At 72.0% G+C, this 17,931-nt stretch carries 18 protein-coding genes; 13 read left to right on the top strand and 5 right to left on the bottom strand.

Features of this window, described 5'->3' with window-relative positions; genetic code table 11:
- Positions 1–77 precede the first annotated feature (77 nt).
- Positions 78–557: a MarR family winged helix-turn-helix transcriptional regulator gene (locus tag ACFQ6N_RS06775; RefSeq protein WP_380647390.1), complete on the top strand. Its 480-nt coding sequence runs from the start codon at positions 78–80 to the stop codon at positions 555–557.
- A gap of 78 nt (positions 558–635) precedes the next feature.
- On the opposite strand, the gene ACFQ6N_RS06770 is transcribed toward ACFQ6N_RS06775, so the two are convergent.
- A complete protein-coding gene (locus ACFQ6N_RS06770) occupies positions 636–1,055 on the bottom strand; it encodes a MarR family winged helix-turn-helix transcriptional regulator (RefSeq protein WP_380647389.1) in 420 nt (139 codons plus the stop codon).
- 99 nt (positions 1,056–1,154) lie between these two features.
- On the opposite strand from ACFQ6N_RS06770, the gene ACFQ6N_RS06765 reads away from it, so the two are divergent.
- The 5 genes from ACFQ6N_RS06765 to ACFQ6N_RS06745 all read left to right on the top strand — a co-directional run bounded on the left by ACFQ6N_RS06765 (position 1,155) and on the right by ACFQ6N_RS06745 (position 6,365).
- A complete protein-coding gene (locus tag ACFQ6N_RS06765) occupies positions 1,155–2,051 on the top strand; it encodes an SDR family oxidoreductase (RefSeq protein ID WP_380647388.1) in 897 nt (298 codons plus the stop codon).
- A 94-nt stretch (positions 2,052–2,145) separates the two neighbouring features.
- On the top strand, positions 2,146–2,916 hold the full coding sequence (locus tag ACFQ6N_RS06760) for a VOC family protein (RefSeq protein ID WP_380647387.1): 771 nt from the start codon (positions 2,146–2,148) through the stop codon (positions 2,914–2,916).
- A 137-nt stretch (positions 2,917–3,053) separates the two neighbouring features.
- A complete protein-coding gene (locus ACFQ6N_RS06755; RefSeq protein ID WP_380647386.1) occupies positions 3,054–4,157 on the top strand; it encodes a hypothetical protein in 1,104 nt (367 codons plus the stop codon).
- Between the two features lie 172 nt (positions 4,158–4,329).
- The gene (locus tag ACFQ6N_RS06750; RefSeq protein WP_380647385.1) at positions 4,330–5,190 is read left to right on the top strand and encodes a DUF3592 domain-containing protein; all 861 of its coding nucleotides are present in this window, start codon (positions 4,330–4,332) and stop codon (positions 5,188–5,190) included.
- Positions 5,191–5,333: 143 nt separating this feature from the next.
- On the top strand, positions 5,334–6,365 hold the full coding sequence (locus ACFQ6N_RS06745; protein WP_380647384.1) for a medium chain dehydrogenase/reductase family protein: 1,032 nt from the start codon (positions 5,334–5,336) through the stop codon (positions 6,363–6,365).
- 102 nt (positions 6,366–6,467) lie between these two features.
- Here ACFQ6N_RS06745 and ACFQ6N_RS06740 read toward each other — a convergent pair whose 3' ends face one another.
- Both ACFQ6N_RS06740 and ACFQ6N_RS06735 read right to left on the bottom strand, forming a co-directional pair.
- Positions 6,468–6,908 (bottom strand): hypothetical protein, encoded by a 441-nt coding sequence (locus tag ACFQ6N_RS06740; RefSeq protein WP_380647383.1) that lies wholly within the window; start codon positions 6,906–6,908, stop codon positions 6,468–6,470.
- Positions 6,909–7,107: 199 nt separating this feature from the next.
- On the bottom strand, positions 7,108–7,716 hold the full coding sequence (locus ACFQ6N_RS06735; RefSeq protein WP_380647382.1) for a hypothetical protein: 609 nt from the start codon (positions 7,714–7,716) through the stop codon (positions 7,108–7,110).
- Between ACFQ6N_RS06735 and ACFQ6N_RS06730 the strand changes: the two genes are divergently transcribed.
- Positions 7,706–8,011, top strand: coding sequence for a hypothetical protein (locus ACFQ6N_RS06730; protein WP_380647381.1), 306 nt, complete (start codon positions 7,706–7,708; stop codon positions 8,009–8,011). The genes ACFQ6N_RS06735 and ACFQ6N_RS06730 overlap by 11 nt on opposite strands.
- A 684-nt stretch (positions 8,012–8,695) precedes the next feature.
- Here ACFQ6N_RS06730 and ACFQ6N_RS06725 read toward each other — a convergent pair.
- Positions 8,696–8,890, bottom strand: coding sequence for a hypothetical protein (locus ACFQ6N_RS06725; protein ID WP_380647380.1), 195 nt, complete (start codon positions 8,888–8,890; stop codon positions 8,696–8,698).
- Between the two features lie 166 nt (positions 8,891–9,056).
- Here ACFQ6N_RS06725 and ACFQ6N_RS06720 point away from each other — a divergent pair, with 166 nt between their 5' ends.
- The 3 genes from ACFQ6N_RS06720 to ACFQ6N_RS06710 all read left to right on the top strand — a co-directional run bounded on the left by ACFQ6N_RS06720 (position 9,057) and on the right by ACFQ6N_RS06710 (position 11,894).
- Positions 9,057–9,881 carry a maleylpyruvate isomerase family mycothiol-dependent enzyme gene (locus ACFQ6N_RS06720; RefSeq protein WP_380647379.1) on the top strand — a complete coding sequence of 275 codons (825 nt, stop codon included), beginning with the start codon at positions 9,057–9,059 and terminating at the stop codon, positions 9,879–9,881.
- Between the two features lie 403 nt (positions 9,882–10,284).
- On the top strand, positions 10,285–10,854 hold the full coding sequence (locus tag ACFQ6N_RS06715) for an RNA polymerase sigma factor (protein ID WP_380647378.1): 570 nt from the start codon (positions 10,285–10,287) through the stop codon (positions 10,852–10,854).
- 59 nt (positions 10,855–10,913) lie between these two features.
- Positions 10,914–11,894, top strand: a complete 981-nt coding sequence (locus tag ACFQ6N_RS06710) for a hypothetical protein (RefSeq protein WP_380647377.1) — start codon at positions 10,914–10,916, stop codon at positions 11,892–11,894.
- Between the two features lie 2,036 nt (positions 11,895–13,930).
- Here the strand turns inward: ACFQ6N_RS06710 and ACFQ6N_RS06705 are convergent.
- Positions 13,931–14,254: a hypothetical protein gene (locus ACFQ6N_RS06705; RefSeq protein WP_380647376.1), complete on the bottom strand. Its 324-nt coding sequence runs from the start codon at positions 14,252–14,254 to the stop codon at positions 13,931–13,933.
- A 491-nt stretch (positions 14,255–14,745) separates the two neighbouring features.
- Between ACFQ6N_RS06705 and ACFQ6N_RS06700 the strand changes: the two genes are divergently transcribed.
- The 3 genes from ACFQ6N_RS06700 to ACFQ6N_RS06690 are packed head-to-tail and all read left to right on the top strand — an operon-like array spanning position 14,746 to position 17,914.
- Entirely contained in the window at positions 14,746–16,329 is a 1,584-nt protein-coding gene (locus tag ACFQ6N_RS06700; RefSeq protein WP_380647374.1) for a transposase, read from the top strand.
- Positions 16,326–17,093, top strand: coding sequence for an ATP-binding protein (locus ACFQ6N_RS06695; RefSeq protein ID WP_073818276.1), 768 nt, complete (start codon positions 16,326–16,328; stop codon positions 17,091–17,093). Before ACFQ6N_RS06700 ends, ACFQ6N_RS06695 begins: the two co-directional genes overlap by 4 nt.
- Positions 17,087–17,914, top strand: coding sequence for an ATP-binding protein (locus ACFQ6N_RS06690; RefSeq protein WP_073818279.1), 828 nt, complete (start codon positions 17,087–17,089; stop codon positions 17,912–17,914). The genes ACFQ6N_RS06695 and ACFQ6N_RS06690 overlap by 7 nt, the downstream gene beginning before the upstream one ends.
- The last annotated feature ends 17 nt before the right edge of the window (positions 17,915–17,931 follow it).

The following is a 17,931-nucleotide window of genomic DNA, read 5'->3' as shown; positions in this document are numbered from 1 at the left end:
CGAAAATGCGTGCGCTGCGCACGCATCTCGGAAACTGTAACACCCAATGCGTGCGCCGTGCACGCTAATCTGATGGCATGGACAACCAGGCAGAGAACGAGACCGCAAGCCGTACGGGAAACGGGACGGGGGACGAGATCGCCGACGCGCTGGGCCTCCTGCTGCGGCGCACCACCCGCACACGACTGCACCGGCGCCTGACCGAGGGCATGGGCCGGGAACTGGACGAACTGACCTACCCGGTACTCAGCGCCCTCGCCCGGACCGGGCCGCGCAGCGCCGCCGACCTGGCCCCCGAAGTCGGACTCGACCGCTCCGGCGTCACCCGCCGGGCCTCCCGCCTCGAAGCCGCCGGCCTGGTCCGCCGGGAACCGGACCCCGCCGACCGCCGCGCCCAACTGCTCGTCCTGACCGGACCGGGCCGACAGGCCGTGGCCGAACTGCGCGAGCGCCTGGCAGCCCACATCACCGCCGGCCTGGCCGACTGGCCGGCCGGCGAGGCCGAGGCCTTCGCCCGACAGCTGCGCCGCTTCACCGAGGGCCCGTTCCTCGGCTGACGGCCCGCCCTCGGCCCGCCCCTCCCGCCCCCTTCCCCCCCTCCGTCCCCGGCCCGCCCCGCCCCGCCGGGTGCGGCGTCAGGCCTCCAGGACCAGCCGCAGCAGCTCGCGCAGGGCCTCGCGCTGCTGCGCCGTGAGCCGGGCCAGCGGGTCGGCGGCGAAGGGCGTGCGGGCGCGCAGGTCGGCGGCGACGGCGCGGCCGGCCGCCGTGGCGGCGACCCGTTTGACCCGGCGGTCGGCCTCGTCGAGGCTGCGCTCGACCAGGCCGCGCGACTCCAGCCGGTCGACGATCACGGTCACGTTGGACGGCTCCGCGTGCAGCCGTTCGGCGATGCGCCGGGTCGGGACCGGGCTCTCGGCGGCGAGCAGCGCCTTGGCCTGGAGCGGGGTCAGGTCGTGGGCCGCGGCGGCGGCCTCGGACTCCTGGGCGTAGCGGCGGCTGACGGCGGCGAAGAGGCCGACGACCTCCCCGGTGAGGTCATCCGATGGGTTGGGCATGGGGTCCAGCGTAGCCAGGTGCTTGACAGGGTTGAATGTCGGCTCACATAGTTATGACTCATATTGGTTATGAACCATAAGCATATGAGGGGCGCCCCGATGACCACCCAGACCACCCAGACCACCCAGACCACCACGACCACCGAGACCACCGACCCCGCCGACTCGACCGGGCCCACCAGGACCGTCCTGATCACCGGCACCTCCTCCGGCATCGGCCTGGCCACCGCCGTCACCGCCGCCCGCGCCGGCTGGCACGTGATCGCCACGATGCGCGACACCGCCAAGGCGGACGCGCTGCTCGCCGCCGCGGACCGGGCCGGGGCCACCGTCGACGTCCGGGCCCTGGACGTGACCGACCCCGCCTCGGTCGAAGCCTGCCTGTCCGGCCTCGACCGGCTGGACGCGCTCGTCAACAACGCCGGCGCCGGCCACGTCGGCACCCTGGAACAGGAGGACGTGCAGGACGTCCGCGCCGTCATGGAGGTCAACTTCTTCGGTGTCCTGCACGTCACCAGGGCCGCCCTGCCCCTGCTGCGCGCGAGTCGGGGCCGCGTCCTGACCGTGACCAGCGTCGGCGGCGTGATCGGCCAGCCCTTCAACGAGGCCTACTGCGCCGCCAAGTTCGCCGTCGAGGGCTTCATGGAGTCCCTCGCCCCGGTCGCGGCGACCGTCGGCGTGTCCGTCGGCGTGGTCGAACCGGGAGCGGTGGCCAGCGAGTTCGTCGCCAACGTGGGCCTCGCGCACGACGCCGAACAGCAGGCCGGACCGTACGCCCCCGCCCTGTCCGCCTACCTGGCCCGCACCCGCGACGCCTTCGCCAACGCCCAGACGCCGCAGGACGTGGCGACCCGGATCGTCGAGTGGCTCACCGCCACGCGCCCCGCCTTCCGGCTGCTCACCTCCGACGCCGCGCGTGCCTTCGCCGCCACCAAGCTCAAGGACCTCGACGGATCGGCCGTCCAGACGCTCACCGGCGGATGGGTCGCCCCGTAGCAGCGGCGCCGCCCGGACTCGCCGCCTTCCCCCTGACCGGCGAAAATGGTGAACCGACACCGCGCAGCAGGAAACCACGTCGAAAGGCAGTGTGGTGAAGGCGACCGAGATCACCCCTGGTTCCCCGTGCTGGGCGCAGCTGAGCGCCCGCGACCTCCCCGCAGCCCTGCAGTTCTACGGCGGACTGTTCGGCTGGAGCGCCGAGGCCGACCCGGACCCCCAGTACGGCGGCTACACGACCTTCTCCCACGACGGCGCGCCCGCCGCCGCCGTGGCCCCGCTGATGAACCCGCAGCAGCCGGTGATGTGGCTGCTGTCCTTCGCCGCCGACGACGTCGACCGCACCTGCGCGGCCGCCACGGCGGCGGGCGCCCGGGTGTGGATGGAACCGATGGAGGTCGGCGACCTGGGCCGCTGGGCGCTGCTCAGCGACCCGACGGGTGCGCCGTTCGCGCTCTGGCAGGCCCGCGCCTTCGGCGGCTTCGGCGTGGTGGAGGAGCCGAACGCGTTCGGCTGGGCCGACCTGTCGACCCGGGACAAGGACGCCGCGCTCGCCTTCTACCGCGACGTCTTCGGCTGGCGGGTCTGGCCGCACGGCACCTACCCGATGGTCGGACTGGCCGACCGGATGTTCGGCGGCGTGATGGCCATGGACGACTCCGTCCCGCCCGAGGTCCCGTCCCACTGGAGCCCGTTCTTCGCGGTCGCCGACGTGGACGCGGCTGCGGCGACCGCGACCCGGCTCGGGGCCGAGGTCCTGCACGGCCCCGTCGACGTGGAGATGGAGAACGGCCCCAGGCTCGCGGTGATCCGCGACCCCCAGGGCGCCGCCTTCGGAGTCTTCGCCCCCCGCGCCGACGGCTGACCCCACACTCCCTGCCCCGCCCCTGCCCGGCCCCGCCCGCCGCCCGCCCGGCGTGCCCGTGCCGGGCGGGGCCCGTTCTTCCGCCGGTGGCGCCCGGGGCCTGTCGCCTGTCACCGGGGAACGCCACAATCGCCCCTATGACGACGACCACGGCCGCGCCACCCACCCCCAACACCCCTCTCGGCTTGGCCCGGAGCCTCCTGACGGGTGGTGTGATCGGGGGCTCGCTCGCCGCGTTCGCCGTCGGCTGCGTCCTCGAAGACGTGCCGCTGATCGTCACGAGCCTGGCCGTGCCCACGGGTTACGGCCTGCTGACGCTCCTCGCGGGTGCGCCGAGGCGGGCGCGGGAGGCGGCCGTCGTGCCCCGGACGGCGCTGGCGCTGATCGAGGACGTGACGGCGGTGAGGGGCGAGGACAGCGACGTCCCGGTCCGCTTCGACCTCACGGTCGCACCGGACGAGGGGCCCGCGTTCCGGGTCCGGATCACCCAGGACGTCAACCTGGTCGATCTGCCGGACTACCGGCGGGGCGGCGTCCTGGTGGTCGAGTACCCGCCGGACCGGCCGTGGCGGGTGCGGATCGTGAAGCGGCCGACGCCCGCGTGGGAGGAGCGGGCGGCGGGGGCCCGGATCGACTCGGTGCCCAGGCCGGCGCCGGCGGGTGACCGGGTGGACGGGTCCGCGGGCGGTTTCGTCGCGCTGCTGGGCATACTGCTCGGCGCGGCCCTGGTGGTGGCGCTCTTCCGCGCCGAACTCTTCGACGCGGACCCCGCCGCGCAGCCGTCGGCCGTCTCCACCACCTCCACCACCTCCACGACGTTCTCCTCGACGACGACGACGGTGGTGACGTCGGCGTCCGGCACGGTCGCCCTCGGCGAGGGCCGCTCGCTGCTGGACGAGGGCGAGTTGCGGCGGGCCGTCGATTCGCTCACCGGGGGCGAGGAGAGCCGGCAGGCGCTCACCGTGGTGGTGCAGGACCGGCTGCTGTCGGTCGTGTTCCCTCCCGGTGGCGCGGGGGCCGCGCGGTTCGACCCGCGTTCGCTGCCGTACGACCGGGTGCCCGCGCTGGTGGAGGAGGCCAGGAGGAGCCTGGGCACCGGTTCGCCGCAGAGCTGGCAGCTGACCGTGGACCGGCTGGGCGGTTCCCTCACGATCAGGGTCACCGTGACCGGGTCGGGCGGCACGGCCTCGCTGGAGGCGGACGGCCGGGGCGAGGTGGTGCGGCGCAGCCCGGTGCGCTGAGTGCCTGCCTCCTCCCGTCCGGCTGCCGGGTCCGGTGCGCCAAGGCCGACCGGTATGCCAAGGCCGGCCGGTACGCCAAGGCCGAAGGGAGCGGGGCGACTTGGGAGGTCCGGCGTGGTAGGTCTTGCGCACGGGGGGTGTCCCCGTGGTGGTGGCGGGAGGATGTGGGCGGATGGGCTGGCGCGGGTATCTGGCGCTGTGGTGCGCGGTGTGCGGGGCGCTGGCGGTGGTCGGGTTCGGACGGTCGCTGGCGGGGGCGACCCGGGCCCAGCGGGCGGTGCGGGTGCGCGGGCGGATCGTGCGGGTGGGGGAGGTGCGGCACGGGGGTTCGGGGCGCTACGGGATACCGGTGGTGGTCTCCTACCGCGATCCGGCCACCGGCGGCGAGGTCGTGGTGACGAACGACGGCGAGCGCGGCGACCGGATCAGCGCGGCGTGGACGGGCCGGGAGGTCGGGGTGCGCTACCCGCCCGGGCACCCGCACGCCTACCGGTTCACCGACGCCGGGCAGGAGGCCGGCCGGGGGCTGGGCCTGCCGGTGTTCGCGCTGTTCCTGGTCTGGGCCGGGCTGGTGGCGGGTGCCGCGCTGGAGTGGGGGTGGCCCTGGCTGCTGGTGGGCTTCGCCGGGCCGTGGGCGGTCTCGATCGCCTGCTACCTGCCGGGCAATGTGCGCGACGTGCGGGCGCGCCGGGAGAAGCTGGCCTCGATGGTCGAGGCCGGGGGCCGCTTCGTCGCGGTGCTCAAGGACGTCAGCACCGACTCGGAGGGCGCGAAACTGACCACCGTCACGCCGGTGGTGGCGTTCACGACCCGGGACGGCGAGGCCGTCACCGCGTACTGCGTGTCGGGGGTGGCCGATCCGGCGGGCGCGCGCGGCCGGGAGGTCACGCTGCACTACCGGCCGGACGACCCGGCGCTGTTCACGCTGGACCACGCGGGCGACCAGCGGTCGCTGCGCTCGGACGTCGGGATCAACGTGGCGGGCCTGGTCGTCGTGACGGCCGCGGCCGTGGCGGGCGTCGTCCTGCTCTGAGGCCTGACACCCGGCCTCCCCCCTGTCCCTCGTTACGCCCCCACCCCTTTTTGTTAGAAGGTCTCACGATCGCTGTTGACTCTCACGCCCCTGCGCGTTAGAACTTATAGCGAACGCAAAACCTTCTATGAAAGGGGACGGCCGTGACCAGCGAGCGCCTTGTCGAGGTCGTACTGCCGGGCATCGTGGAGCCGGAGGGCCTGCAGATCCGCCACGCGGCCGTGCCGAAACCCGGCCCGGGGCAGGTCGTGATCGTGATGGAGGCTGCCGGGGTGTCCTTCGCGGAGCAGCAGATGCGCCGGGGGCGGTACTACGACCAGCCGCCGTTCCCATTCGTCCCGGGCTACGACCTGGTGGGCCGGGTCCTGTCGACGGGGCCGGGCGTCGACCCGCAGACGCTGGGGCGCCGGGTCGCGGCGCTGGTGAAGGTCGGGGGCTGGGCGAGCCACGTGGTCGTGGACGCGGCGGACGCGGTCGCCGTCCCGGACGGCCTGAGCGCCGCACAGGCGGAGACCGTGGTGGTCAACGGGATCACGGCCTGGCAGATGCTGCACCGCAGGGCCCGGGTGCGCGCGGGACACACGGTGCTGGTGCACGGGGCGTCGGGCGGTGTGGGGTCGGTGCTGGTCCAACTGGCCCGTGCCGCGGGCGCGCGGGTGATCGGCACGGCGTCCGAGCGCCACCACGACGCGGTCCGGGCACTGGGCGCGGCCCCGGTCGACTACCGGACAGGCCGGGTGCCGGAACTGGTCCGCGCGCTGGCACCCGGCGGGGTGGACGCGGTGTTCGACCACGTCGGGGGACGCAGCGTCGTCGACTCCTGGGGACTGCTGGCACGCGGCGGGGTCCTGGTCGCCTACGGCAGCGCGTCCACCCGGGACGACACCGGGTCCCAGCAGTGGCCCGTCCTCAAGGTCCTGGGCCGGACCTGGTGGTGGAACGCGCTGCCCAACGGGCGGCGGGCGTACTTCTACAACATCTGGGCCGGCCGTTCCCTGAACGGGGGCCGGTTCCGGGCGCGGCTGCGGCAGGACCTCGCCGAGGTGTTCGCCGCCGTGGCCCGGGGCGAGGTCACCGCCCCGATCGCGGCCCGGCTGCCGCTGGCCCGCGCGGCACAGGCGCTACGGCTGGCGGAGTCGGGGACGGTCACGGGCAAGGTGGTCCTGACCCCGTGACCGGCCACCCGCCCCCGCCCGCCGCCCCCGTCTCCCGCCACCCCCGCCGTCCCCCGCGCCCCGCCGCCCCCGCCGTCCCCGACCCCCGTGCCCTGCCGCGCCTCAAGCCTTGATGGTGAGCCAGGCACCGAGACCGTTGCAGCCACGGGCGTCGTAGCTGGTGCTGCGGTAGCCGGCCGGAATGGGAGAGTAAGGGCAGGTCCAGACACCGTTGCGGACGAGCTCGTGGAACCAGGCGCCGACACCACTGCAGCCCTGGGGGTTGTAGTTCGTCAGGACGTAGCCGGAGACGATCGGCGAACCCGAGCAGGTCCACAGCCGGTTCTGGGCAGGCTGCTGAAACCACGCACCGTGGTTGTTGCAGCCACCGGCGTTGTACATGGTGATGACGTAGCCGGCCGGGACGGGTGCCCCGGAGCAACTCCAGCCACCGGTCGCGGAGGCGCTGCCGGCCGTCGCGCCGGTGAGGGCCGCGGCGAGCACGCCGACGACGGCAGCGGCTCGCGCGACACGGGTGGTCAGCCGGCGCAGGATCGTGGTCACGTGGGTGCGTTCCGATCGTTCGTCCCCCGAGCCGTCCACGGCGGCGGGGGAGGGAAGGGGCGGGGACGGCCGTACCCTAGCGGCGGTGATCGACTCCCCGGAAGCCCCGGACCACGGCACCGGCACACCTGACCGAAAACAATCCGTCACACCACCCGCCACACCCGCCCGTCACACCCGCCCGCCCCCCGCCCCCGGTTCAGAGGAACACCTCGACGATCCCGGCGAACAAGCCCACGGCGATACCCAGAACCGCCACCGCCGTGAGCCCAGCGAAGACCGCGCCGAACAGGACGGTGCCCTCCAGGGCCCGCCCGCGCCAGGCAGCGGTCAACAGCCAGCCGGCCGGTACAGCCCCCGCGACGAGGATCATGCCGGCGACGACGCCGTACTTGACGGCGGGCGACGACGACGGCTCGTGGGCCACACCCTGGGCCAGCCGCACCGGCAGCCGGGTGCCCGCCCGATGCTTCCCGGTCGCGCCCCGCACCACGATCGGCCGGGCCTGGTCCCCGCCGGCGCCGGCCGGGGTGAAACGGCCCTGGCAGTCGGTGCCGTCACTGTTGCCCTCGCCGTCGGACACCTCGTAACACCGCTCCACCACGACGACACCATCCGCCGGGCCCAGCCCCATCGCCGCACCCATCCGCTGCGCGGTCACCACCCAGGCCAACCACACCGCCCCGCCCAGCAGCGCCGCCGCCAACACCCCCACCCCCACCCGCACCACCATCCGCACCCGCCCCACCCTCCCTCCCCACCCCCGCACCGGCCAACCGAGAATGACACCAACCCAGTTGACGAGCAACGCCCACACCCGCCCGGCCCCCGCCCGGCCTCCTGCCGCCCCGTCCTGTCGCAGCCGCCACCGGACGCGACAGGAAAGCACGGCGCGACGCCTTCCACGCAACCGACGGACCCCCTTCCGCCACCCGTACGCCACCCTCCATACTCGCCCGACCCGGCGGCCCGCTTCCTCCGCGAAGGGCAACTCCGGCCCGGCCGTCGACTGCCTCCAACAGGGCCTCGACTACGTGGACAGCGCGGGCCCGCAGATCGACAACGACTTCGGCAACCTGACCTACAACGCCGTCGTGCACTAACCAGAGCGGGCACAACCTGAGCCCGGACGGCATCGTCGGCCCGGCCACCGGCGGCTCCATCAAGAGCACGGTCAGCAGGACTTACTACGCCGCGAATCACGCCGGCGACCCCTCCCCGGCACTCGGCGCCTGGCTGACCAACTGCAGCAGCCAGCTCCCAGGCCGACACGACATACCAGAGCGGGCACACCCGGCCCGGTGAACGAACGCGGGCCCGGCCCCGAACAGCGCCGAGCCCGTTCACGTCGCCACCACTGGCCCCGAGACTCCGACAAGCCTGCCAACCTCCCTCTCCCACCGTCAATTTCGCAACGCACGACGTTCCTCGCCCCTGTTCGTCGACCCTCTCCGCGGTGGGATCCCCCTCCCGAACGGCGAGACCGCCCGTCTGCGGGTAGCCGGTGGATCCCCGGTCGCTCTTGTTCATGGGCTGAGGCTTTACAGATCGAGAAGCCCTCGGTGGGGCCCACCGCATGCCCCGACGTACGTGCTGGTTCTGCACGCGTTGGCGGCGGGGCGTCCGAGCACTTCTGACCCGCAGGCCTGTGCGATCGGTTGAGAATCACGGGATGCTGTGAGCAGCGCCGGAGCTTTCCGCCGCCCTGTCGAGAGCTCTCTCTGCGCCGAGTGCCGGGCGCCGGATCGGCGGCGTGTTTCGGGCGGTGATCCGGGCAGCCGCCAGCCTCAGCAGACGCGGCACACCAACCCCGCCGTTCCCAGCCCCGCGCGCGTCAGCCATGCCCTCGCCGCCATGTCACTGACCGGACTCGCCCTCACCACCCTGCTGCGCCACAGCGCCGCGTCCATCACCGCGGCCTGATGCTGCGCATCCACCAGGTACTGCCGGACACCGCGCTGCACCACCTGACCATCAGCCACGCCGACCGGTTCGGGCCCTCCACCGCCGCAGCCTGGGCCGTCCTGCTCATCGCCCCTGCCTCCTTCCCCTGCCGGCGAACCTCGCCCTCCACCACCGCGACGCCTGACCGCCCGTACGCGCGGGGGCCTGGACAAAGGGCTGCGGGGCGGGCCAGTGTTCACCACCATGACCCTCCCGCATCCCGAGCCCGTGCCCGCTCCCGGTGCCGCGCGCGCCGCACTGTTCGAGGCACTGACCACGGTCGGCGACGAAGCCGCCGCCCTGCTCACCGGCTGCCGGGGCGCCACCGCGCTGCGCGGCGCCCAGTGGACGGTGGCCGAAGCCGCTGCCCACCTGGCGACGGCCAACGAACTGATGGCGGCCCTGGCCGCGGGCGAGGAACGGCCCTACGGCGACGGCACACCCCAGGGCCTGGCCGCGGCCAACGCGGCGGCCCTGGCCGCCCACCCGCTACGGGACCCTGACGTGCTCGCCACCCGGATCGCCCGGTGGACACGGGAGTTCACAGCGGCAGCCGGCCCACGCGCGGGCAGCACACCGGTCCGCACCCCGCTGGGCCCGATGGACCTCGACACCCTCGGCGCCTACCTGCTGACCCACATGCTCGGCCACCTCTACGACATCGCCCTGGCCCTGGACCGACCCCACCCGCTCGACCGCCACCGCGTCGCACTCTCCCTGCCCTTCCTGCGCACCGCCATGCCGCGAGTGGTCGACCCGCGCGCCGCAGCCGGCCACAACGCCCGCTACCACCTGCGCATACACCGCCTGGACAGCTTCACCGTCACCTTCACCGACGGCACGGCCACAGTGGACCGGAACCCGCCACAGCGCCCGGACTGCACGATCCTCACCGGCCCGGTCACCTTCTTCCTGATCGCCCTCGGCCGCTACAGCGCCCGCGACGCCCTCGCCCGCGGCCGGATCCTGCCCTGGGGCCGCCGCCCATGGCTGGCCCCCACCTTCCCCACCCTCTTCACCGCCCCCTGACCCCACCCACCACCCACCACCCGCCCCATCCCACCCACCCCATCCCACCCACCCCACCCTCCTCCACAGCCCGGCCGGGAGGTGTCACGAAATCCCCGGCCCGGTTAACGCTGCGCCCTCTCCGGGCCTCCTGGTCATGGAAGCGTCGAACGAGAGCAGGAGAGTGCGCCAGTGGACCCCGTCACGGGCTCGGTTGTGGCAGCTGCACTGGGAGCGGTGGGAGCCTTGGCCACCCTCATGGGGCAGTTGCGGCCCCGCCGGCGGGACCGGCCCCAGCCACCTCCGTCGCCGTCATCGCCCCCGCCCCCGACGGTAGTGGTCGTCCTGGCGCTCCGCGCACATGACACCGACGAAGCCGATCCGGGCCGCCCGGCGGAACAGGACAAGCGGGGTCGCGGCGCGCATGAGTGAAACCGGTCCGGACGGGGAGGCCACCTCCGCGGCGTCCCTCGGACACCTTTCGGCCTCCGGGCAAGAGAGCGAAACCAACACCCGGAACGGCGAGTTCGCGTACTTCTACCGCACGTTCGTCCTCCGACTGACGGCGTTCCTGATGTGGCAGGGAGCCCCGGCGGCCCTGGCCTCGGACCTGGCCCAGGACACGATGCTCAAGGCGTTCGAGCGGTGGGACCGCATCCAGTCACCGGAAGCATGGAGCCGAAGAGTCGCCTCCCGTGAACTGGTGCGCGCCTTCAGCCAGGTTGAGGAGAGCATCGACGAACTCGCCCTCGAACCGACCTCCCTGCTGCCCGCACCGGGCGAGGCCGCCGCATGGGAACAGCGACAGGAGATCCTGCGCCTGCTGCGCGGCCTACCCGCCCGCCAACGACAGGTCCTGGCATGGACGCTCGACGGCTACACACCGACGGAGATCGCGGCCGAGCTGGGACTGAAAGCGGCGGCAGTCCGGGCCAGTCTGTTCAAAGCACGCGCAGCCGTTTCCAGCAGAATGACCGATCGAGAGGGGGACTGATGGGCGAGCACTTCGTTCCGGAACGGCGTACGCGTGAATTCTCGGACCGACTGACAGCGTTGCAGACCGCTTTCCTGGAAGGGCTCGAAAGCCACCTGGACGTGGAAGCCGGACTGCGCGAGGTAATGCTGTGCGCCCGGCACAAGGATCTCACCGACGGCCTGGACACGGTACTGGACGTCGAGGCCGGACTGGTGTCCATCATGTCCCGGACCACAACCAGGACCGAGTTCGACGAGACAGCCGCCCCCCTCTACGACATCGGCCTGATGCACCAGCGGTTCGAGTTGATCGGCCCCGAGCAGCGGCTCGCGCTACGCGAACACCCACTGGTCACCTCGGCGATCCTCGCCGACCTGCTGATCCGAACGGTGGTGCTGGCACAGGACCTCACCTACGGCCTCGGGTTCGGCCGCTACCACCGGATGCCGCTGAAGAGGGCCGTGTTCGCCGCCCAGAGGGTCGCCCAGGGCATCGCCCACGAACTGGACCGGCGAGCCGCCCTCGCCTGGGAACTCCGGGACATGGCACACGAGATCGTCGCGCTGCTCGAACCCCACTACCCGGCTATCGACCAGGCCGGGAAGGTCGGACAAGTCCTCGTACGGGAAATGGCGGCGACGATCGACCAACGCGTAAGAAGCGCGGAACACCCGGCGATCGCAGAATTCCTGCGAGCCTGCCAGGTGTTCATGTACGCGGTACACGGAGGCGATCTGACCCGCGCCGTACAGGAGGTGGAATACCTCACTCGGGCACTCGCCGCGCAGGTCGGAGAACTCCTCGGACTCGGTGAACCGGAAAACCTGGACCTGGAATTCCTCTCCGAAATCCTGGACGACTTCACCGCCGCGGACCTGAGCACCACCGACCTCACCCGCGTCGACCTCGCCGGAGTCCGCTGGTCCGAACTGCGCACCCGGTGGCCCGCCGAGATCAGCGTCGACCGCCTCCGGGAGGACTCACGGGAAACACTGCCCGGTTCCGGGATCTACATCATTCGGCCAGGAACCGGAACCCGGGACGTGACCAGAGTCTGACTCGCCCTCCCCCAGCCGAGAACACCACCCCATTGCAGCCCGTGGAAGCCACAGCGCAGTCGAGGACGGCGACGACATCGACACGGGCGACTCTCCCGGGGTGTCGCCTACCTCGGCGGCCGAGTGCCGGACCAACCTTGCCGCGGTCGCGGGGGCCGGGGCGGTGGAGGCCGCCTCCTGCTGCCCACCCACGTCTACCGGGTCGCGGTGATGACCGCCACGGCACTGGCCGAGACGGTATCCGAGGCCGGCTGTGTCGGCCTGGTGGCGTTGGACGCGTTGCCTGCCTGGAAACTGGAAGCCCTGTGGGACGTGCTGCTGGCCCTGGGCCAGTTACACGGACACGGGCGCGGTGCGCGGACTCCTGAAGGACTCGGGCGCCTGCCTGTTCACCCGCCGGCCGCTCACCCGCTGGCCCGGGCCCTGCCTGCCGCCTGCCGGCTGGCCGTCGTCGTCTTGGTTCTGGTGGTGGTGGGGGCGGGGTGGTTCGGGTCGTGGTCAGGGTTGGTGGCCCGGGGGTCTGTCGTCCAGTTTTCTGATCCTTGGTCTGGGTCTGGCCTTTGTATGAGGCCTGCAGGCGGTGTCCTCTCGATGCCGTCCGGTATCTGGGCGGTTCACGGTCGCGGGCTGTGTGGCGATCGTGTTCCACGAGCCGTGGGTCGGTATGGCTGCCCTGCCTGTGGCGGTCACGGCTGCTGTCGCCTGTGCCGCGATCGCCGGGTCCCGGGCGAGGGAGGGCTGCTGCGGCTGGCAAGGCCTGAGGAGGCCGGCTTCGGGCCGCCCGGGGTGCGCCGCAGCCGTCTGTGACGGCCCCCAGGCCCGTCAGCGCCCGGGTGTCGGGGTGCTGCGCCTGCCGCCGCTGCCTGCTGCCGTGGCGTGTCGTCCGTATTGTCCCGGCTCGGTTGGGCAGCACTGCGTGTTGCCGGGCCTGGTCCGGCAAGTATCTGACCCTGGGTGGGGTGGTCGTCCGCGCCATCCGGCAGGAGCCCGCCTGGCCAGTCTGGGTCCGGCGGTGACCACCGGCCACCGGGCCGGTGTGGGTGGGGGTGTGTGCGGCGCTGATCCACAACGGCCGTCTCTGCCTGGTCGGCCGTCAGTGGGGAGGACGGCCTCCGGTACCAGCTTCGCGGTGGTGTGGTCGAGGGCGGTGTGGACCCCGTCCGGCGCGCTGCGCCGGGAGTTGCTCGAGGAGTTCGGTCTCGACCTGGCGGTGCTGCTTCGTCCGGAGCCAGGAGGCCGAGCGGGCGGGCGAGGCCACGCCCTTCCGGCGCCGGCGCCTGGTTTTCACCGTGCCGCCTCTGGGCCGAGGCTGCTCTCGTCGGCGCGGCTTGCCGTTCCGGCCGCCGTTCCGCCGGTCCGCCGGGCCGGAGGCCGTTCGACTGCTCAGGAGCGACGTGCCCGTCCGAGCCATCCCCGCTGTCCGCTGTCCGCTGTCCGCAGCTCCCCGGTCGCTCGGGTCGCTCTGCCCGTTGCCGGGCCCGGTGTCGTCCGCCTGTCCGCCCCGGGTCTCGCCTGTCGCCCCGCCGGCCCGTCCTGTGAGCGTCCGGTTCCGTCGGCTCGGTGTGTGACCTTTTTCCAGCGGCGTGGCGGGGATCCCCGTTTTTTCGGGGTTTCCTGGCCTCGGAGCGGGATTGGTCCAACCGATTCGGGATGCTGTGCGGTTGGGTTCAGGCCCGCTCTCGGGACCGGACCCTGATCACGTGCCGTGACCGTCGGCCTGGTCGTCCCTGTCGGGCGGGCGGACGGACGAGCCGGGCAAGAGGGGGAGAAACCTACTTTCCTGCCTGTTCCCGCTCTTTCTTCCGAGGGTGTGTCACGACGTTTCACGGCGGGACTTTCCCCGGGGGTTTCGGTGCCGTTTCCCGGCGGACCAGGTGTTGTCACCAGGGGTTCCGGCGCCCGTACTCCGGGTGGTTTCGGGCGACGTGTTTCGGGTTGTGGTCCGGGCTGCTGCCGGCCTCGGTGGACGCGGCACGCCGTTCCCGCCGTTCCCGGCCCCGTGCGCGTCGTCGCTCTGGTGGTGCCCTGCTCGCCGTCTACCGTGTGGGTCGGTCTGGGCGTGCGGTCCGCCCGTCCGGCCTGCTGCCTGCCAGGCTGCTGTCGGCCGCGCTGTCGATCGGAATGGTGTAGTCGACCGTGGTGGTGTCGGCGGTGATGTCCACGACGTGCCGGATCGTCGCGGCCGGGATCCGCCCGTGGGCGTCGTTGCAGACCGTGACGTCGAAGGCGAGCCCGTCTCCGGCCTCGAAGGGGATCCGGTCCACCCTGACGAGGACACCGTTCCAGGGCTTGTGCCGGCAGGTGATCCCGCCGGGTAGCTCCTCGTGGGGGAATTCCGGGATGCCGAGCTCGACAGGCATAGACGGTGTGAAGTTCGGCCGTGATGTCACTGGGATGTTCGGATCGGATGTCACTGATGGGCGGCGGTATCAGCGCTGCTCAAAGCCAGCTGATTGGTCGATCATGGTGATATCTCTCCGGATGTCTCGGTGACATGAAGCCGTATCGGCCGATGTCGTGCTCGCCGCATCTCCTTCGTTTTATTGATCTTGGTGCTCGGGGGCCCTGGTGCGCCGGGTCTTGCGGAGGTCCCGGCCGCCCGGGACCTGTGGTGGCCGTGGGGCAGATAGCACGCGCGCGCGTCGGGGTGACGGGAACGGCAAGGCGTCACCTGTTCGAGTGAGTGGCTGGGTCGGGGGTTGGCTTTCGGCTCGTAGTCTCGCGTTCGGGTTCGCCTGTCGGTGAGCTCACTGGGATGAACTTGCTTGAATGCCAGCACTGTTGGGGTTGGGGACTGCGCTGTGATCGCCGTTTCGTTATCCGTCTGCCTGCCCCGCCGGTGCTGCTTCCGGTGACCGCGCTGGAGGACGCCCCGGCGGGGGGCCTGGGTCGGCATCGGGATGAGCTCCGGCCTGCCGCGGTGGCCCAGTTGCTCGGGCTGCGCGGGGCGGGGGAGTTGACAACCGCTCACGTGAGGTTGGTGGCCGGGGCGGTGGGCGTGAGCATCCGTACGGTGTGGCGTTGGCTCAAGGAGGCCGAGGAGAGCGGTACGTCGGAGAAGCCCGCCAGGAAGCGTCTGCGGATCACCGACGAGATCGTCGATGTGCTCGCCGACTACCAGGGCAACGTGAGGCGTGCCCACGAGCAGCTGGTACGCGAGGCCCTGGCGGCGGGGGAGGAGCCGGTGGGGCTGACCACACTGCACGACGCGATCGCCCGTGACCTCGATCCGGGTTTCATGGCGGGTCTGCGCCAGGGCATCCCGGCCGCCCGTGGTTTCGACCCGGCTTTCAAGCGGCCCCCGGTGGCCCGTAACCAGGTGTGGGAGGGCGACCACAAGCAGGCCCCGCTGGTGGTGATGATGCCGGACCAGACCACCTCGAAGGTGTGGGTGACGTGGTTCGAGGACCGCGGCACCAGCCACGTGATGGGCTGGGCGGTCACCGCAGGCTCCGCACACCGGGGATCGGTCCTGGCGGCTTTGCGGTCGGCGGTGCTGCGCGAGGACCCGTACGGGCCGGCCGGCGGGCTGCCGCGCCTGGTGCGCATCGACGGCGGCGCCGATTTCCTGTCCAAGACCGTCCAGCGGGCCTTCGGGCTGCTCGGCGTGCCGGTCCACCGGGTGCGCAGTGCCCGCCACAAGGGCGGGGTGGAGCGGCTGAACCGTACCGGCGTGACCAGGTTCTTCGCCGACCTGCCCCGCTACAGCAAGGCGCCCCTGCTCGATCACCGTCGGCTGGTGGGTGACCAGGACCCGCCGCTGACGTTCGAGGCGTTCGTCGACCTGCTACGCACGTGGGTCCACGAGCACAACACGAAGCACGTGGTGGAACGTACCCAGATGACACCGCTGCAGGCGTGGCTGTCCGATCCTACCGAGATCCGGCCGGAGCCCAGTGCGGTAGAGCTGCGCGCCTTCATGCTGGAGAGCGACAACCGGGTTCATAAGATCACCAGTCACGGGGTGGAGTTTGCGGGCCGCTGCTACATGCCCGAGATGGGCGTCGGCCGTATCGGCGTTCAGGTGCGGGTCCGGTGGATGCCGCACCACAGCCACGAGATCGACCTGTACACCTTCCGTGGCAACCGCTACCTCGGCCGGGCCTTTCTCAGCGACGAAGCCACCGAGGAACTGCGCGCCAAGGTCCTGGCCGACCGTGATGAGCACAGCGCTGCGCTGCGCCGGGCTCTGAAACGCTCCGGCGAGCGAAAACGGGAGCGTTACCTCCCCTCCACCCAGGCCGAACTTCCGGTACGGGCAAAGCGCATGACTGAGCGTGAGGTACGGGATGAACTCGCCGGCTCCAGCGGAAGATCACCTGCCATGCCGCGCCGGCGCGCGGAGCCCTACTCGCCCCTGACCCCCATCCCGGCTGGCTGGGCCCGCCCCGGCCAAGCCGCCACCACCTCGGATCCGTCTTCGGAGGACGCATGACCACCACCGCGCCGCAGCGCCGCCCCGACCTGCGACCGCAGTTCTTCCTCGGCCTTGAGGAGTCGTCGCTGGTCGCCACCGACACGCTGCTGCAGATCAAGGACACCGTCGTCGATACCGTCGAATCGAGGGCGATGTCGGTGATCTACGGGGATGCCGGGCTCGGCAAGAGCTTCGGCACCCGCGCCACGATCCAGGAGATGAACCCCGATCTGATCCTCCCGCTGGACTTCGCCCGCTCCCGCCCCGGCCCGAAGGACCTGCGCGAGGAGCTGTTCCACCAGATGAACCTGAGCTGCAAGATGCCCGGCACCCCGACCGCGTTCGACAAGCTGCTGCGTGAGTCCCTGCCCCGGCGTCCGTACGTGATCGTGTGCGACGAGGCCCAGCAGTACCGGCGGGAGAACTTCGAGTTCCTGCGCAAGCTGTGGGACAACTGCGACCCCAAGCCCGCCATCCTCTTCGTCGGCGGCCGGGAGGCGTACGAGACGCTGCAGAGCGATCCGGCGCTGGCCTCGCGGATCTACATCCGCCTGGAGATCCTGGCGATGACCGAGGACGAGATCCTCAAGACCGTGCCCGACTCCCACCCCGTGTGGAAGGGCGTGGACGAGGCACTGCTGCAGCGGATCGACACCCAGTACGCGCTCGGATCGTTCCGTGAGTGGGTGAAGGTCACCAAACACGTGCTGAAGGGCATGGCGCACTTCAAGGCCGACAAGATCGACGACCGCATCGTGGACTGGGCCCTGGCCCGGTGCTGACCACCCCGCCCCCGCCGCCGGCCGGCCCGGGGCCGGCCGCCGCCCCGGAACTCTTCGCCGTCCTGGAAGACGCCGCCCCGCCCGGCCTGCACTTCCTCGCCACCCCGGGTGTGCGGACGCTGCTCACCCCGGGGATGTCCGCCGTGGGCGATGCGCTCGCCGACGCGTACGCCCAGGGGCGTTTTGTGTGCGTGCTGGGCGACGCCGGGGTCGGCAAGACCTTTGCCGTCCACACCGCCGCCCGCCGTCTCGGTGAGCTGCTGCCGCTGGACTTCCGGGCTCAGCCGGCGCCGACGGACCTGCGCGCCTGCCTGCACAAGACGTTGAAGCTCCGCGGCGAGGCGCCTGCCGACCCTGGGGCCGCCGACGCCTGGATCCGCCGCGCTCTGGCCCTCAAGCCGCGGATCGTCGTGGTCGAGGACGCCGACCGGATGTCGGCGTCGTGCTTCGAGTACCTGCGTTTCCTGCACGACGACCTTCCCCAAGGGCTGTGCGTGGTCCTGATCGCCCAGTCACGGGGCGAACGGCACCTGCGTGCCCAGCGGATGCTCGCCACCCGCACCGCCGGCTGGCCTTTCATCTGGCCGCTCACCCGCGACCAGGTCCCCCGGGCAGTGCCTGCTCTGCATCCGCTGTGGCGCAGTGTCGCGCCCGGCGACCTGCAGGCGCTGGACGCCCGTGTCGCCGACGGCTGCCTGCGCCGCTGGGTCGTGCTCACGCACCACGCTCAGCGGGCTCTGGCCACAACCGGAGCTGCCGCGCCCGACCAGCGCCTGCTACAGGCCGTGGCCGACAAGGTCGACGGCGGGCGGCGCCCATGACCGCCCCCACACTCCCT

Origin of the sequence: Kitasatospora sp. NPDC056446, from assembly GCF_042796115.1 — a bacterium.
In the GTDB taxonomy this organism is placed as follows: Bacteria; Actinomycetota; Actinomycetes; order Streptomycetales; family Streptomycetaceae; genus Kitasatospora.
The sequence above is the reverse complement of the archived record's forward strand: the minus strand, read 5'-3'. Positions and strand labels throughout refer to the sequence as shown.

Bases quoted from the DNA above. Each gene is read 5' to 3' on its own strand.
- ACFQ6N_RS06775 (WP_380647390.1), top strand. From the start codon at position 78: ATGGACAACCAGGCAGAGAACGAGACCGCAAGCCGTACGGGAAACGGG.
- ACFQ6N_RS06770 (WP_380647389.1), bottom strand. From the start codon at position 1,055: ATGCCCAACCCATCGGATGACCTCACCGGGGAGGTCGTCGGCCTCTTC.
- ACFQ6N_RS06765 (WP_380647388.1), top strand. From the start codon at position 1,155: ATGACCACCCAGACCACCCAGACCACCCAGACCACCACGACCACCGAG.
- ACFQ6N_RS06755 (WP_380647386.1), top strand. From the start codon at position 3,054: ATGACGACGACCACGGCCGCGCCACCCACCCCCAACACCCCTCTCGGC.
- ACFQ6N_RS06750 (WP_380647385.1), top strand. From the start codon at position 4,330: ATGGGCTGGCGCGGGTATCTGGCGCTGTGGTGCGCGGTGTGCGGGGCG.
- ACFQ6N_RS06720 (WP_380647379.1), top strand. From the start codon at position 9,057: ATGACCCTCCCGCATCCCGAGCCCGTGCCCGCTCCCGGTGCCGCGCGC.
- ACFQ6N_RS06715 (WP_380647378.1), top strand. From the start codon at position 10,285: ATGAGTGAAACCGGTCCGGACGGGGAGGCCACCTCCGCGGCGTCCCTC.
- ACFQ6N_RS06705 (WP_380647376.1), bottom strand. From the start codon at position 14,254: ATGCCTGTCGAGCTCGGCATCCCGGAATTCCCCCACGAGGAGCTACCC.
- ACFQ6N_RS06695 (WP_073818276.1), top strand. From the start codon at position 16,326: ATGACCACCACCGCGCCGCAGCGCCGCCCCGACCTGCGACCGCAGTTC.